The organism is Formosa sp. Hel1_33_131 (assembly GCF_001735745.1).
Lineage (GTDB): Bacteria > Bacteroidota > Bacteroidia > Flavobacteriales > Flavobacteriaceae > Hel1-33-131.
In genome coordinates this window covers 2,544,190-2,560,630 of sequence record NZ_CP017260.1, presented here as the reverse complement: position 1 = coordinate 2,560,630, position 16,441 = coordinate 2,544,190, and the positions used below count along the sequence as shown (strand labels likewise).

Sequence of the window (16,441 nt, the reverse complement as noted above, 5' to 3'; positions counted from 1 at the left end):
ATAATAGAGGCAGAAATTAAAAAAAGCGTGACAACAAATTGTGGGACTTAAGAATTGTTTTTGATAGACTATTCATACACCGATTCTTTTCCGAAATGCAGTACTAATAAGTAATAAAACACCGCGCGGTATTTATGGCGGTTTGAGCGTCCATACTGTTCAATCACAGCCTCAATTCCTTCGTCTAATTTATCTTCAATAGACAGTTCTAGTTTATTTATTAGAAATTTATCTTTCAGGATGTTTAACTCAGACTCACTATTAACGGACACCCTGCTAGAATCTGAATTATAGATCGATGGACCACACCCAACTGTCACTTTTCTAAGCAAATCCATATCTGGATACACACTACATTTCTCTCTTAAATCATTGGCATACTTCACAATAAGCTTATCCCTTGCGTTCATAATACAGGTGTCTTTAAATTCGATTCAGGAAGATGCAGTAAACACCTTTCAATAACTAAGACACCACAATCCTAAAAAAGTCACAGTAAAAAGTAATAAATTACAATTATTATTTTACGAAATCGAAATACGAGAGTAGAATCTGGTCGTTTTCAGATGAAGGTGTAAACACTTCTAATATTTTTGGTCGCGAACTTTGTTTGTAAAAATTTTCTAAAGCAACTTCTAATTCCTCCCCTGTGTTTGCAGACGCATACTCCAGGTTAAAGAGTTTAGATATTGGTTCGGCAGTGAGCAAATGGTTGGTTTCAACAAATGTGCTGAAATTTTCGGAATTTTTATTTCCCGGTAAAATTCTAAAAATCCCTCCACCCCTATTATTGATGATTATAATTCTGAAGCTTGAAGGAATGTAGTTATTCCAAAGGGCATTGCTGTCGTAGAAAAAACTTAAATCCCCTGTAATAAAAACCGTTGGTTGCTTTGAAATACGTGCCGCACCTATGGCGGTACTTGTCGATCCGTCAATGCCACTCGTGCCACGGTTACAAAACACAGTCAAGCTTGGATTCATTTCAAACAACTGCAAGTAGCGTATGGTAGAGCTATTACTTGACTGCACCATAGAATCGCTTGGAATGTGTTTCAAAATACGGTCAAATGCTTTGAAATCACTAAACGGAATCGATTTTATATATTTTTTGTGTTTTTGGAGTCGGCGTATTTTGACATGATTCCATGTTTCAAAATAGGTGCTTACTAAATACGAATGACTGGAACTATGGAGTTGCTCAAAAAATGTATTGACGGCGCATTTAAAATGTTTTGTCAAACAAAAAAAAGTGTCGTTAGCAAGAACCTCATCTATATGCCAGTGTATTTTTGGAGGATTGGTTCGTAAAAATGTTTTAATCTTTTTAGAAACAATCATTCCACCGAATGTAAGTAATAAATCAGGCTGAAGCGCCTCAAAATCCGTCGCATCCAAAGGGGTGATTAATTGATCGATACTGGCGAAAAAATTTGGATGATGTAAATTTGAAGTCGTTTCTGTAAGCACAATCACAGAAGGGTCTTCTGCAATCAATTTCAAATATATTTCTTGAACGCTATTAGGCGGGTTCACTCCTACCAAAATCATTTTTCGCTTGGACGAATGCCATTTTTTGACATCTGTTTTTGACAGAGAAAAAGATGGGTTGTTTATTTTTATTTTAGTCGGATTTAGCTCGGACGTAAATTCCTCAGTGGTATCGTATAAAGGCTCCGAAAATGGCACATTGATATGAACGGGCCCACACTCCGATTTTGAAATATGAAGTGCCTTTTCAATAAGCGAATCATTATTTTTAATCGTTTTTAAAAAGGACTTTTTAAAATGTTCTTTTAGGTTGGCTTCATACAGAATATGTGCACCAAAAACATGGGGTTGTGTAATGGTCTGACCATCCCCAATATTGATAAGGTACTCTGGGCGGTCTGCAGAAATCACAACAAGCGGAACCCGGCTGTAAAACGCTTCGGTCACCGCAGGATAATAATTAACGAGAGCACTTCCAGAAGTACATACCAAGGCGACAGGTTGTTGTAGTTGCTGTGCCATACCCAATGCAAAAAACCCAGCAGAACGCTCATCTACAATACTGTAACATTCAAAGAATTCATGATTTGTAAACCCGATTGTCAAAGGTGCATTTCGACTCCCAGGTGAAATCACAATATGCTGAATATTATGACTTTTACAGAGTTGAATAATCGATTGCGCTAAGGGCTGTTTTGACTGTATCATTGCCCCACAAAGTTATTTAATTTTTAGGGTTTAAAATGAAATGAAATAATAAATATTTCCTAAAGGTTTAGAGTACCTTTTTTATGGTTTGAATCTTGTTTTCAGTCTCCGTAAATTCGGACAAAGGATCGGAGTCTTTTGTAATCCCACCTCCACTGTAAAGAACTGCCAAAGTGTCTTTTAACTGCATGCAGCGCAAATTTACCGCAAGGTGGGTAGATTTACGTTCTGTTTGGTAGGCTCTGTTTTCAATATTTCTTTTGGAATTCCTAAAAGTTGATTTTGAAGGAATATTTAATTCTCCAAAAAAACCAGCATAATACTCACGATCGTAGGATTCCATTGAATTGATAAATTCTAACGCCCTATTTCTAGGCGTACCACACACCGCTGGCGTGGGATGCATTGCCCTCAATAGCTGTTTTAAACTTTGGTATGTCGGTTTTAAGCGTCCCGTTATAAGTGTTTGCAAGTGCAACAATTCCCCCGCTTTGAGTGTATGTGGTCCAGACGTTTTAATGGGCTCTAAATAATCCGATAGAACTTCAAGCAAATAATCAGTTACAAACGCATGTTCTTCCATGTTTTTTGAATCCCACTGGACTTGCTCAGAAGATTTAAAAATTTGGGTTCCCGCTAGTGCCATTGTAGATACTGACTTGCCTTCTAGTTTTAGTAGACTTTCAGGGGATGCGCCCAACCAAAATCCTGTTTCAGGATGAAACCAACAATAGGTAAACGCAGATGAATAATTTTGTGCTAATTTCTTGAAAATCTCAATCGGGTTTGAGTCCTCTAAATTAAATTTGAACTCTCTTGAAAGCACGACCTTTTCTAAATCCGTAGCTTTTATTTCATCAATCGCTTTAGACACCAAGTTTAAATGATCGCCTGTAGAATCCATTGAGTGGAGAGGACTTGTTTCAGAAAACACTTCAAACTCCAGCTGTTCTAGCTTTATAACTGATGAATCTTCTAAGGGGATGTAATAACTGTCTTTTTTAGAATCAAAGGGTGCAAATACAAATCCACTCTCAGAATAATCATTAATGATATGATTCTCTGTAGTCGTTTGTATATATGCTTTTATAGCTTGATTTTCTGGTTTGGAAAAAAGCACAAAGGATCGTTTCGATTGGATCGCTGTATTTATTTGATCGAAAAAATCAGTCGAGGTCATCGGTTAGCGTTCTTTAGGAAGTGAAACGGTGGTCAGTTTACAAGAAGAAACCAATTGATTTTGATCGTCTGTGACTTCGATATTAAAAATCTGCATGGTTCTTCCTCTGTGAATAAAGGTTGCTTTGGCATATACAAAGCCTTCTTTCACACTTTTGATGTGGTTGGCAGAGATATCAATTCCTCTCACAAAATAGTTTTTGGTATCTAAAAAAATATGTGCGGCAAAACTTCCGACAGTTTCAGCGAGTGCCGCTGTAGCACCTCCGTGAAGTACTCCATCGGGTTGATACACACGTTTATTGACGGGCATTTTAGCAATTACAAAGTCTTCCCCTGCATCTACAAATTCGATGTTAAGGGTTTCCATTAAGGTATCTTTACAAGCTGCGGTTGCAGCCTTTATAATCTGATCTTTTGTTGGACTCATTTCTAGTGTGATTTGAGTGTAAAGTTACAAAAATCAACGATGAAGTCAATAACCCGATACCGTTAAAAAAAGGCAAAAAAAAAGACTGCCTTTTCAGACAGTCTTAATTCAATATCTACTTGTATTCTATAATTAAGCTGTTTTCTTAACTGCTAAGCTGTAGATCACTAAACCGAATCCGATTTTGTTGATTGCATCTGCAATGTTGTATAATACATCCATGTCTAGTCCAAGGTTTGCAAAAGAAGAATACCACTGTCCGTCAGCTGTACCTACTAAGTAACCTAATGGATAGATGATCCATCCAACAAGTACAAACCAGCAAAGAATTTTGTGAGCTGCTAATACATCGCCACCAGCTTCTTTAGCTAATTTTGCTGCTCCACCAAGCCATATTTCGTAAACGATAGCAAAGTATGCTACAGCAGAGAAAAAGCCCCACATAGATGCTTGCTCAGAAAAAACAGTTTCTCCTAAGTAACCAGTTACTAACATGATCACTGAAAGTCCAATCATTTTAGTAAGTAAAGATTTTTTAGCACCAGCTAATTTTAGGATTAAGTAAAATTCAACGCACATTAATGGCACCGTAAGAATCCAATCTACATAACGAAAGAACGTTGGTGATACTTGATGTTCTCCCCAATAGTCTCTCATGTACATATAGTGTACAGCTGCAATAAATGTAATTAAACCAGAAACTAAAACAGAAGTTCTCCATTTTTTGTCAAATTGATTTAAAGATAAAAAGAAAAAGGCAGAAGCTGCCATCATTGCCATACATCCAATAAAGAACGTAAAGCCTACGTAATCCGTGTCTGCCATAAGGGCAACCTTGTTTGCAAAAGGTAAAATTAAGTTTGTCATTTTTTAAAAGTTTAGTTAGTTTTTTGTTTAAACAAATATATAAAAAATTAAACTAATTGTTGAGTATTTCGTAAATTTGTAGCCTCAGACCACGTATTTAACACTATTTTATGAAGAATATTTTCAATTTCTCAATCGTCTCAAGCTTCTTAGGCTTATGGATAACTACCCATGTCCCAGAGAGTTTTGAGCTTATTTTGGGTTTTATTTTAATATTTACATTTGGAATGATCCATGGATCTAACGATTTACTTATTGTTAATAAAATTTTAAAAAATGTAAAACACTATTCTAAATTCACACTCCTTGTCGCCTACCTATTAATAGTCTCGGTTGCAATTTTAGTTTTTTATTTGATGCCTTCCCTAGCAATGATTCTGTTTATGTTATTTAGCGCTTACCATTTTGGAGAACAGCATTGGGATCATCGTTTTTCAAAATTAAATACCACTCTTAAATCTATATTTTACTTTTCTTACGGAATGTTAATTCTATATCTATTGTTTGCTTTTAACGATGCGGCAGTGAAATCGATTGTATTTGAAATTACTGGCTACGAGATCGCTCATTTATACACACCCCATATATTAATCGTGTTAGGTGGTTTCGTGGGACTTGTTTTAAGTGTGGCGTTTCTCAAAAAACGCCTGGCTATAGAAGTTGTTTTAAAAGAACTGTTCACTTTAATTGTTTTGGCAATGATTTTCAGTTCCTCTTCTTTGATATGGGGGTTTGCTATTTATTTCATTCTTTGGCACAGTATCCCTTCCTTAATAGAACAAATTACATTTATCTACGGGAACACTAAAACAACCTCAGCTTTAAAGTACTGCAAAGCAGCCGTGCCCTACTGGATTATTTCATTGATAGGAATGGTTATTCTATATGCGATTTTTAGTAGTGAGAAACAGTTCTATCCCTTGTTCTTTTCATTTATAGCTGCGGTTACATTTCCACATGCTTTTGTAATGCTCAGAATGTTTTCCAAAAAAAAAGCACAACCATAAACTGATTGTGCTTTTCTGTATTAAACAAAACTAACTGTTATTTCACTTCTTCGAAATCTACATCTTCAACATTATCTTCTTGAGACGCTTCAGCATCTGGAGCAGCATCCGCAGGAGTACCTTGGGCACCTTCTTGTGCTTTGTACATTTCTTCGCTAGCAACTTTCCATGCTTCGTTAATTTTCTCTAAAGCTGGGTCAATAACCGCGATGTCTTTAGATTCATAGGCCGCTTTCAATTCTTCCAATGCAGCTTCAATTGGTTGTTTCTTATCATCCGATAATTTATCACCAAATTCTTTAAGCTGATTTTCTGTTTGAAAAATCATACCATCAGCAGCATTCAACTTATCTGCTGTTTCTTTAGCTTTCGCATCTGAATCTGCATTAGCCTCTGCATCTTGTTTCATTTTTTGGATTTCTTCATCTGTCAATCCAGAAGACGCTTCAATACGAATGTCTTGAGTTTTGTTGGTTGCTTTGTCCGTTGCGGAAACTTTGATGATTCCATTGGCATCAATATCAAATGTCACTTCAATTTGTGGTGTTCCTCTCTGTGCTGGTGGAAGTCCATCTAAATGAAAACGTCCAATCGTTTTATTATCTGCTGCCATGGCACGCTCTCCTTGAAGGACGTGAATTTCAACTGAAGGCTGATTGTCTGCTGCTGTTGAGAATACTTGAGATTTTTTAGTTGGGATGGTTGTGTTAGACTCAATTAATTTAGTCATTACATTCCCCATAGTTTCAATTCCTAAAGACAATGGTGTAACGTCTAATAATAATACATCCTTCACATCTCCTGTTAATACCCCACCTTGGATGGCAGCACCTACAGCAACAACCTCATCAGGATTTACTCCTTTATTAGGTTTCTTTCCAAAGAATTTCTCTACCGCTTCTTGAACCGCAGGAATTCGAGTAGAACCTCCTACTAAAATAATTTCATCAATGTCACTTGTTGACAAGCCTGCTGCTTTTAAAGCCGTTTGACATGGCTCAATTGTTCTTTTTACTAAGTCGTCAATTAATTGCTCAAACTTTGCTTTTGACAATGAACGTACCAAGTGTTTTGGGCCGCTTGCAGTCGCTGTCACATAAGGCAAGTTGATTTCTGTTTGTGCAGAAGATGACAATTCAATCTTCGCTTTTTCAGCTGCTTCTTTTAAACGTTGAAGCGCCATAGGATCTTTACGTAAGTCTAAGTTTTCATCCGCTATAAATTCTTCTGCTAACCAGTTGATGATTTTTTCATCAACATCATCTCCACCTAAGTGCGTGTCACCATCCGTCGCTAGTACTTCAAAAACGCCGTCTCCTAATTCCAATACCGAAACATCATGTGTTCCTCCACCAAAATCAAAAACAACAATGGTTTGATCTTTTCCTTTCTTGTCCATTCCGTATGCCAATGCAGCCGCTGTAGGCTCATTAATAATACGTCTTACTTTTAATCCTGCAATCTCACCAGCTTCTTTGGTTGCTTGGCGTTGTGCATCGTTAAAATAAGCAGGCACTGTAATTACCGCTTCTGTAACTTCTTGATCCAAAAACTCTTCAGCAGTTTTCTTCATTTTTTGAAGTACCATTGCCGATAATTCTTGTGGCGTATATAAACGACCATCAATATCTACACGTGGCGTATCGTTGTCTCCTTTGACTACTTTGTAAGGGACACGACCTACTTCTTGTTTAGACTCTGAGAATTTGTTTCCCATAAAACGTTTAATTGAATAAACGGTTTTTGTAGGATTGGTGACCGCTTGACGTTTTGCAGGGTCTCCTACTTTGATTTCACCACCATCCACAAAAGCGATGACAGATGGGGTTGTACGTTGTCCTTCAGCATTTGTGATGACAACGGGCTCATTTCCTTCCATGACGGAAACACAAGAGTTTGTAGTTCCCAAATCGATTCCAATAATCTTACTCATAATTTATATAATTTAATTTTGTATTTAAATATTACGCAAACCATAAGTCAATCATTGTGCCAATACAATAGGACTGACACGATGTCAGAAAAAAAATAAAATTCCCTTTTATTAAAAAACAAACAACAGATTAGTATCTTTGATATAATTAATAAATTAACCATTATGAAAAAATTAGTGTCATTGTTATCTGTTGTATTATTTATGTCTTGTGTTGTTGAAGAAGGAATTGACGGACGAGATGGGGGTTTAATTGTGTCTAGTGCATTTGAAATTGTAGTCGATTTTAATCCCTCTAACAACTATGAAATTGTTGAACCATACGGATTTGACGTTTTTGAATATGATGTTACTTTGGTTTATATCTTATGGGAAACTGATAATGGTCAAGATGTCTGGAGGTTATTACCACAAAGTACTATTTTTGTTGGTGGTGCAACGCTCACCTATAATTTTGATTTTACACAGACTGATGTTAAACTATTTTTAGAGGGCACTGCAAATTTTGATAATTTAAGTGCTGTTTGGACTCAAGATGTTGTGTTTAGAATTGTGGTAGTTCCTGCAGATAATGTAAGTAATCTTAGCAATCCTGAAATGACTGATTTCGATAGTTCTTTGTTTCAAAAACGTGACTAATAAAGTGATCTTTAGTTGATTTACAATCTATTAAGATAAAAATTTACACAGTCGATCTTCAGCTCTAGCAACAAATTAGGCTTCATTATTTAGTTCTTATTCAAAAAGCAGGATTTATATACTAATTTAGTACATTTACAATCTATCAAAATTATATACCAAAATGTCAGCATCAAAAAAAGAATACAAAAGAGTGACAGTAAAATCGCTCATTGAAATGAAGTCCTTGGGTGAAAAAATATCCATGCTTACAGCGTATGACTACACCATGGCCAAGATTGTAGATGGTGCAGGCGTTGACGTAATTTTGGTAGGAGACTCTGCCAGTAACGTCATGGCAGGCCATGAAACCACACTTCCAATTACCTTGGATCAAATGATTTACCACGCGTCTTCTGTAGTACGTGCCATCGATCGTGCGCTGGTGGTGGTTGACTTGCCTTTTGGAACCTATCAAAGTGACCCTAAAGAAGCCTTACGCTCTGCAATTCGCATCATGAAAGAAAGTGGTGGACATGCCGTAAAGTTAGAAGGCGGTAAAGAAATTAAAGATTCTATTAAAAAGATATTAAATGCCGGAATTCCTGTCATGGGCCATTTAGGACTTACACCTCAATCGATCTATAAATTTGGAACTTATACCGTAAGAGCCAAAGAGGAAGAAGAGGCTTTACGACTAATTGAAGACGCAAAACTTCTAGAGCGCCTAGGCTGCTTCGCTCTGGTCCTTGAAAAAATTCCCGCAGCCTTAGCACAACAAGTTGCTGAAAGTATTAGCATCCCTGTTATTGGAATCGGAGCTGGTGGCGGCGTTGATGGACAGGTACTCGTATTACATGACATGCTTGGAATGACGCAAGAATTTCACCCGCGTTTTTTACGTCGCTATTTGAGCCTACACGAAGAAATGACCACAGCAATCAATCAATACATTGACGATGTAAAATCTTCTGACTTTCCTAGTGAAAACGAACAGTATTAAATTGATGGATAAGATTGTTTCAAATATTGACAACCTTCAAATTCTTCATGAAGACAATCATTTAATAGTCATCAATAAACGCTCTGGAGACCTTGTTCAGGGTGATAAAACTGGAGACACGCCTCTCAGTGATATTGTAAAGGGGTATATAAAAAAGAAGTACAACAAACCAGGGGCTGTTTATTTGGGAGTCACGCATCGGTTGGACCGCCCTACCACCGGAATTGTTGTATTTGCTAAAACTTCTAAAGCACTCACGAGAATGAATGCATTGTTTTTGAACAAAAAAATAAATAAAACTTATTGGGCTGTTGTGAAGAATAAGCCCTCAAAATTAAAAGACACACTCATTCACTGGCTTAAGAAAAATCCTAAAAACAACAAGTCAAAAGCATATATTAAAGAAGTTGATCAAAGTAAAAAGGCGGTACTGCATTATGAATTAATCTATAGTTTGGACCGCTACCACCTTCTTGAAGTCAATCTTGAAACGGGAAGACACCACCAAATCAGAAGTCAGTTATCTACTGTTGGAAGTCCTATCAAAGGTGATTTGAAATATGGATTTGACCGTAGCAACCCCGACGGGAGTATCCATTTACACGCCCGAAATATTTCATTTACACATCCTGTAAATGAGCAGTTAACATCCGTTACTGCGCCCCCTCCAAACGAGGTATTATGGAAGGAATGTATGAATCACATTGATGTATAAACTATGGAAGCGAAATTAATTTTAGAGACTCAAAAACAGTATTTTCAAACACGTGCCACTCGTGATGTCGGAATGCTTAAAAAATTACTTAGCAACCTTCGTTCAGAGATTCTTAAAAAAGAAGAGGCTATTTACGAAGCACTTTATAAGGATTTTAAAAAATCGAAGTTTGAAGCTTATTTTAGTGAAGTCGGTATTATCATCTCTGAAATTGACGCCACTTTAAAACATATTGACTCTTGGTCGAAACCCAAAAAAATAAGAGCTGCGGGACTTAATTTCCCCTCAAGAGATTTCATCTACAGCGAGCCTTACGGAACTGTATTGGTTATTGCGCCTTGGAACTACCCGTTTCAGTTGGCAATTGCTCCTGTCATCGCTGCCATTGCTGCAGGAAATACAGTAGTTCTAAAACCAAGTGAGCATACGACGCACACCTCGCAGTTACTAGAAAACATCCTAAGTGCTGTGTTTAGACCCGAACACCTCAAAGTGATTCAAGGAGGTATTCCTGAAACCACCTTGCTTTTAAAAGAACGCTGGGACTACATCTTCTTTACAGGAAGTGTTCCCGTCGGGAAAATTGTAGCCAAAGCTGCAGCACCTTATTTAACTCCTTTAACACTCGAATTGGGCGGTAAAAATCCTTGTATTGTAGATGACAGCATGCCAACACAACTGATCGCAAAACGATTGGTATGGGGTAAATTTGTCAATGCAGGGCAAACGTGTATAGCACCTGATTATTTATTGGTTCATTCCTCTGTAAAAGCACAGTTGATTTCTGATTTAAAAACCGAAATCACGAAAGCTTACGGCGTAAACCCACAAGAATCCGAGGATTACCCTCGGATTATCAATGCTGCCAACTTATCTAGGTTGACAACGATGCTTACCGACTCTAAGGTGGTGTTTGGAGGTTCATACGACATCTCCGATTGCTACCTCGCTCCTACGCTAATTGACGAACCCTCTATGGATTCAGAAGTTATGAAAGATGAAATTTTCGGCCCTATCTTACCCATTTTGAGTTATGAAACCGAAGAGGACATCCAGTCCGTTTTAAGTCAATATGACAAACCTCTTGGGTTTTATGTCTTTTCAAATAATAAATCTTTTTACAAAAAGATGATTGAAACTTATAGTTTTGGAGGAGGCACAATCAACGATACCATGATTCATTTCGGAAACTCTAAATTACCTTTTGGAGGGGTCGGAGAAAGTGGTATTGGAGCCTATCATGGGCGGCTTGGATTTGATACATTTTCGCACAAAAAAGGCATCGTTATTAAAGGAAATTGGTTGGACATTCCACTACGCTATGCGCCCTACACAAACAAGCTTAAAAAGCTGAAGCGGCTGTTTAAATTTCTAGGGTAAAGACTTAAAAACAACTTATGAATTGTCATAGTTTTTTCTTATAGTGATTTCTTAAGTATTTGTTTGTCAAGTAATTATTAAGATAATGTAAACTTATAATTTAATATCTGTAAATTATCCTAACCACCCCTCTCGATCCAAACTTCGGTATTGAATGGCTTCGCTAATATGAGTGCTTTCAATAGACAAAGCACCTTCTAAATCGGCAATGGTTCTGGAAACTTTTAGGATGCGATCGTAGGCACGAGCAGATAAGTTTAAACGCTCCATAGCAGTTTTCAAAAGCTGCATGGACGTGTCGTCTAACTTGCAGTATTTCCGGATTTGTTTGGTGTTCATTTGTGCGTTGTAATGTACGACCTCAGAATCCTCAAAGCGTTTGGTTTGCAGCTCACGGGCTTTGGTCACCCGTTTTCTAATATCTACGGAGGACTCCCCTTTTCGCTCGTCTGACAACTTTTCAAAAGGCACGGGCGTCACCTCTATATGGATGTCAATACGATCCAATAAAGGTCCCGAAATTTTACCTAAATAGCGTTGCATTTCGGTGGCTGAAGACATCATTGGCGAATTCGGATCGTTGAAATACCCGCTTGGACTTGGGTTCATACTGGCGACCAACATAAAACTACTTGGGTAGGTAACTGTAAACTTCGCACGTGAAATCGTGACTTCTCGATCTTCCAACGGTTGTCGCATGACTTCGAGAACTTCACGTTTAAACTCGGGCAATTCATCTAAAAACAATACGCCGTTGTGAGATAGTGAAATCTCCCCAGGTTGCGGATAGCTCCCACCGCCCACAAGAGCGACGTTTGAAATTGTATGATGGGGCGATCGAAATGGGCGTTGTGCAATCAGTCCTTTTTGAGCCCCAACACGCCCCACAACCGAATGTATTTTGGTGGTTTCCAATGCTTCGTGCAAAGTCATCGGAGGTAAAATGGAAGGCAACCGCTTGGCGAGCATTGTTTTCCCTGCTCCCGGAGGGCCAATCAATATAATGTTATGTCCACCAGATGCCGCAATTTCCATACAGCGCTTGATACTCTCTTGCCCTTTGACATCTGAAAAGTCAAATTCGGGATGCTCAAGGTTTTTTTGAAACTCGGCTCGGGTATCCACAATGGTTTGTTCTAAGGGCTTGTTGTTATGAAAATAGTCGATTACTTCAGAGATGTGTTCAACCCCATACACTTTCAAACCACTGACGATGGCAGCTTCTTTGGCGTTTTCTTTCGGTAAGATAAATCCCTCAAAACCTTCCTCTAAGGCTTTAATAGCTATGGGTAGTGCGCCTTTTATAGATTGCACCGTTCCGTCTAAGGAGAGCTCTCCCATAATGATATAGCGCTCGATATGGTCTTCTGTAATTTGATTGGAGGCGGTTAGAATTCCCATCGCTAAGGGCAAATCATAGGCAGAGCCTTCTTTGCGCATGTCGGCTGGCGACATATTAATAATGAGTTTTTTACCAGGAATTTTATAACCATTGTTCTGAAGGGCCGCCGCAATACGGAAATTACTTTCTTTAATAGCATTATCTGGCAATCCTACCAGATGGTAACCAATGCCTTTATCGACATTGACTTCAATAGTGATGGTATGTGCTTCCACGCCAAAGACAGCGCTTCCGTAGACTTTTTTGAGCATTTCAATAAATTTGAGGACTTAAAACTACTGAATATTACGGAATAATAAAACTTATAAGAGGGGTTTGTTATAATGTCAAATAAGAAAAAGGTTTTAAGTTGTGCTAGAATAATCACTCCAACAAACAAAAAACCTTTCTTTTTTAAACGATTCGATTCCTAAAACTTCAACTTCTCATTTTTATCCCACAGACCCCAATAGGCACCAACATCGCCTTCGGTGCCCACTTTCCATGATTCATCAAAGGAGGAGAAATAAAATAGATCTATATTGGCTTCTTTAGACCATTTTTGGACATTTATAAAATAGCGCATTGCATTTTCTTTAGATGAAAACGCCCCTCTTAAACTGCCGCCTTCACTCGGCCAGCCAGATTCAGTAATTATTACTTTTTTTCCTTGTGCCGCATCAACTGCTTCGCCAAACATTTTTTGAATGTGATTTAAGGAGTCTTCTTGGCTACAGCCTTCCCAATAGGGATAGCAATTGGCTAAAATGACATCACAAGCTTTTGCGATTTTTGGTCGCTGTGTAAACTCATAATAAGCGTCCACATAGCCTACTGGAATTCCGGGCAATGCTTCTTTTACTCTAAGGATGTATTCTAACAACTGTGCTTCTGTGAGTTCTTCTCTATACATCACTTCATTGCCAACGGCAGCTATATCTACACAGCCTTCTTTTGCCAATGCAATTAAGGCTTCTAGTTCTTCTTCGTTTTTTTCTAAGTCATCACCCAACCAAGCACCAACCAAGGTGTTAATGCCGTGTTTGTGCGCCATGCGAGGGATGAATTCATTGCCTTCAATACACGAAAATGAGCGCACCCATTTGGTGTAAGGCTTGATCACTTGCATACGTCTATCAACCTGATGTTCTGTAATTTTATTACCAGGCCCTTGGCCGTCTTCATACATACTAAAACACAAACCGTGCATTCCGTTGTTTAAGGTATGTTTCCATAATTCTTCTAAACCTTCTGTAGATAGTTTCGTGAAATTAACTCCAGATTCGTAGGGTTGATCGATTTTTTTTAGCGAAAATTGTTGACCTTCTTTAAATGACATAGTACTGTAGTTTTATTATTGAAATTTTAAATTCTCATTCTTATCCCAAAGTCCCCAGCGTGCTCCAACATCTCCTTCGTGATGTACTTTCCATGACTCATCAAATGAGGAGAAATAGAATAGTGGTACTTCATTTTGTCCCGCCCAATTGGCAGTATCTATAAAATATTTCATCGCATTGTTTTCTGAAGGTTCCGCATCTTTTGTGTGATCTCCTTGGTTTGGCCAGCCTGTTTCTGTAATAATAACAGGCTTCCCATTGGCTACTTGTTGTGTGACGGCATACATTTGCTTTAAATACGTTGCTGATTGCTCAATACTACAGCCTTCCCAAAACGGATAGCAATTAGCTAAAATAACGTCACAAGCATCAATCAGCTTAGGGCGTTCTACAAATTGGTAATAGGCATCCACATAACCCACAGGAATTCCTGGTAGGGAGCGTTTGACACGGTTTATATACGCAATCAATTCTTCTTCTGTTAATTCTTCACGCATCAAGGTTTCATTCCCTACAACTGCGATATCTACAAACCCCGATTTTCCAAGTTTGATTAAGGTGTTGAGCTCTTTTTCGTTCTGAGCTTTATCACTTCCGATCCATGCACCCACCATTGTTTTTAAATGTTTTTCGTGGGCAATTTTAGGTGTATGCTCGTTCCCTTCAGTACAGGAGAATGAACGCACCCATTGAGTGTAAGGTGCAATGACATCCATACGTTGACTGATTTGAGATTCCGATAACTGATTTCCAATGTTTTGTCCTTCTAAATACGGGCTAAAACACATGCCGTGCAGACCCTTATTTAAAGTTTCTGAAAACAGGGCTTTAATATCCGCATCCGATTTTGAAGTGAAATCAGTATCCGAAGTCGAATCAATTTGTATTCCTGAAGCGAGTAAGGATGCTAACTTATTTGTTTGATAAAAAGAGGTTGGTTTCTCTTTTCGTTTTGCTAGTTCAGCACTGATTTTTACCGCTTTTTCTTCTGTAAGATCATAGTCACGCATAATCCACATAGCGATTAGAGTTCCTAATATTGGGAAACCCGAAAAGAATACACGCAAACCAATGATAGCCCCTTCTTGTTCCGTAGAGGCAATGCCTTCTTGAAAACCAATAACGGATAGAATGACTCCACTCAAAGCTCCAGCAATTGCAAAACCAAATTTGACCATCCACCAATAAATAGCGCCAAAAATACCTTCTCTTCGTTTTCCTGTATTTAATTCATCTAAATCAATTACATCTGAAGTCATGGACATCATCAATGTAAATAAACTTCCTATTCCAAAGGAGAAGAAAGGAAGGGCGAAAATAAACATATAGGGTTTTCCTGGAATCAATAAAAACCAAAGGAGTATGTACCCTATTATAGAAATCCCTTGAGACCATAAAAATGCATTTTTCTTTCCTAGCTTACGAGACATCCTAGTGACAATCGGAATGACGATAAAGGTTGTGGACAACGCCCCTAAACATCCAAATAACGAAGGCCAGTATCCCGCATTTGCAGCTTCTGCATCTCCATTAAATAACTGATATACAATGACAAAAAAGGTAAATGTAGCAACCGTATTGAAGGCATTAAAAATTAGAAAAGTTGAAATACATAATTTACGGAACGGCTTAATTTTCAACGCTTCTTGAAATCCTAACTTGATTTCTTTAAAACTTCCTTTAATATTACTAAGTGATAAATCGGCATAATCTTCGTCTAAAGTCGATTTACTCTTGATAAATAGTGCAGGAACCATCGCCACAAACATTAAAATAACACCAACCCAAATAGCTAAAGTCCGTGTCGCTTCTTCTGCAGTTTCAAACCATCCATCATCGCCGTTAATATACATAATCACCCAAAACCATGGAGCTATAACCCATGCCCACTGGCCGATCCATTGTGCAACCGCCATGATGCTTGTACGTTCATGAAAATCATCACTCATCTCATAGCCCATCGCTACGTAAGGAACACTAAAAATAGTGAGCCCTAAATAAAAGATAAAGGACCAAAACATAAAATACACAAAATTATAATCTACGCCACTATCTATATATAATTGCCACATAATTGCAAAGGAAATTCCCATCACAATCGCACCAATAAACACATACTGCCTACGTCTCCCCCATTTAGATTTGGTGTTATCTGAGATAAACCCCATTATTGGATCTGTGAAAGAATCAAATATTCTCGGAAAAAAGTATATGATTCCCCACATCCAACCTGGAAATCCTAAATTTTGTACGAGAACGACCATAAAAATTCCAAGTGCTGCTGGAAACATTTGGTTGGCAAGCATTCCTAAGCCAAAGGCAATCTTTTGACCTAAGGGGACTTTGTTAAGAGTGTTAGACATGATGTGTTGGTTTTTAGTTTGTGTGT

At 38.0% G+C, this 16,441-nt stretch carries 14 protein-coding genes; 5 read left to right on the top strand and 9 right to left on the bottom strand.

Going from position 1 to position 16,441, the window contains the following annotated elements:
* Positions 1 to 68: 68 nt before the first annotated feature.
* The 5 genes from FORMB_RS11840 to FORMB_RS11820 all read right to left on the bottom strand — a co-directional run bounded on the left by FORMB_RS11840 (position 69) and on the right by FORMB_RS11820 (position 4,675).
* Positions 69 to 410, bottom strand: a complete 342-nt coding sequence (locus tag FORMB_RS11840) for a DUF2853 family protein (RefSeq protein ID WP_069677661.1) — start codon at positions 408 to 410, stop codon at positions 69 to 71.
* Between the two features lie 109 nt (positions 411 to 519).
* Positions 520 to 2,199 carry a 2-succinyl-5-enolpyruvyl-6-hydroxy-3-cyclohexene-1-carboxylic-acid synthase gene (gene menD / locus FORMB_RS11835; protein ID WP_069677660.1) on the bottom strand — a complete coding sequence of 560 codons (1,680 nt, stop codon included), beginning with the start codon at positions 2,197 to 2,199 and terminating at the stop codon, positions 520 to 522.
* Between the two features lie 67 nt (positions 2,200 to 2,266).
* Entirely contained in the window at positions 2,267 to 3,379 is a 1,113-nt protein-coding gene (locus tag FORMB_RS11830; RefSeq protein WP_069677659.1) for a chorismate-binding protein, read from the bottom strand.
* A gap of 3 nt (positions 3,380 to 3,382) precedes the next feature.
* Positions 3,383 to 3,808 carry a PaaI family thioesterase gene (locus tag FORMB_RS11825; RefSeq protein ID WP_069677658.1) on the bottom strand — a complete coding sequence of 142 codons (426 nt, stop codon included), beginning with the start codon at positions 3,806 to 3,808 and terminating at the stop codon, positions 3,383 to 3,385.
* Between the two features lie 132 nt (positions 3,809 to 3,940).
* The gene (locus FORMB_RS11820; RefSeq protein ID WP_069677657.1) at positions 3,941 to 4,675 is read right to left on the bottom strand and encodes a bacteriorhodopsin-like; all 735 of its coding nucleotides are present in this window, start codon (positions 4,673 to 4,675) and stop codon (positions 3,941 to 3,943) included.
* 110 nt (positions 4,676 to 4,785) lie between these two features.
* Between FORMB_RS11820 and FORMB_RS11815 the strand changes: the two genes are divergently transcribed.
* On the top strand, positions 4,786 to 5,682 hold the full coding sequence (locus FORMB_RS11815; RefSeq protein WP_069677656.1) for a Brp/Blh family beta-carotene 15,15'-dioxygenase: 897 nt from the start codon (positions 4,786 to 4,788) through the stop codon (positions 5,680 to 5,682).
* Positions 5,683 to 5,719: 37 nt separating this feature from the next.
* Here FORMB_RS11815 and dnaK read toward each other — a convergent pair whose 3' ends face one another.
* Positions 5,720 to 7,615 (bottom strand): molecular chaperone DnaK, encoded by a 1,896-nt coding sequence (gene dnaK / locus FORMB_RS11810; RefSeq protein WP_069677655.1) that lies wholly within the window; start codon positions 7,613 to 7,615, stop codon positions 5,720 to 5,722.
* 165 nt (positions 7,616 to 7,780) lie between these two features.
* Here dnaK and FORMB_RS11805 point away from each other — a divergent pair, with 165 nt between their 5' ends.
* From FORMB_RS11805 to FORMB_RS11790, 4 genes are all read left to right on the top strand, one after another.
* On the top strand, positions 7,781 to 8,254 hold the full coding sequence (locus FORMB_RS11805) for a hypothetical protein (protein ID WP_069677654.1): 474 nt from the start codon (positions 7,781 to 7,783) through the stop codon (positions 8,252 to 8,254).
* A gap of 163 nt (positions 8,255 to 8,417) precedes the next feature.
* A complete protein-coding gene (gene panB / locus FORMB_RS11800) occupies positions 8,418 to 9,236 on the top strand; it encodes a 3-methyl-2-oxobutanoate hydroxymethyltransferase (RefSeq protein WP_069677653.1) in 819 nt (272 codons plus the stop codon).
* Positions 9,237 to 9,240: 4 nt separating this feature from the next.
* The gene (locus tag FORMB_RS11795) at positions 9,241 to 9,951 is read left to right on the top strand and encodes an RluA family pseudouridine synthase (protein ID WP_069677652.1); all 711 of its coding nucleotides are present in this window, start codon (positions 9,241 to 9,243) and stop codon (positions 9,949 to 9,951) included.
* A gap of 3 nt (positions 9,952 to 9,954) precedes the next feature.
* The gene (locus FORMB_RS11790) at positions 9,955 to 11,331 is read left to right on the top strand and encodes an aldehyde dehydrogenase (RefSeq protein ID WP_069677651.1); all 1,377 of its coding nucleotides are present in this window, start codon (positions 9,955 to 9,957) and stop codon (positions 11,329 to 11,331) included.
* A gap of 114 nt (positions 11,332 to 11,445) precedes the next feature.
* Here the strand turns inward: FORMB_RS11790 and FORMB_RS11785 are convergent, their stop codons facing one another.
* The 3 genes from FORMB_RS11785 to FORMB_RS11775 form a co-directional block, all read right to left on the bottom strand.
* Positions 11,446 to 12,984, bottom strand: coding sequence for a YifB family Mg chelatase-like AAA ATPase (locus FORMB_RS11785; protein WP_069677650.1), 1,539 nt, complete (start codon positions 12,982 to 12,984; stop codon positions 11,446 to 11,448).
* Positions 12,985 to 13,142: 158 nt separating this feature from the next.
* Positions 13,143 to 14,051 (bottom strand): glycoside hydrolase family 17 protein, encoded by a 909-nt coding sequence (locus tag FORMB_RS11780; protein WP_069677649.1) that lies wholly within the window; start codon positions 14,049 to 14,051, stop codon positions 13,143 to 13,145.
* Positions 14,052 to 14,066: 15 nt separating this feature from the next.
* A complete protein-coding gene (locus tag FORMB_RS11775; protein WP_069677648.1) occupies positions 14,067 to 16,415 on the bottom strand; it encodes an MFS transporter in 2,349 nt (782 codons plus the stop codon).
* Between the last annotated feature and the right edge of the window lie 26 nt (positions 16,416 to 16,441).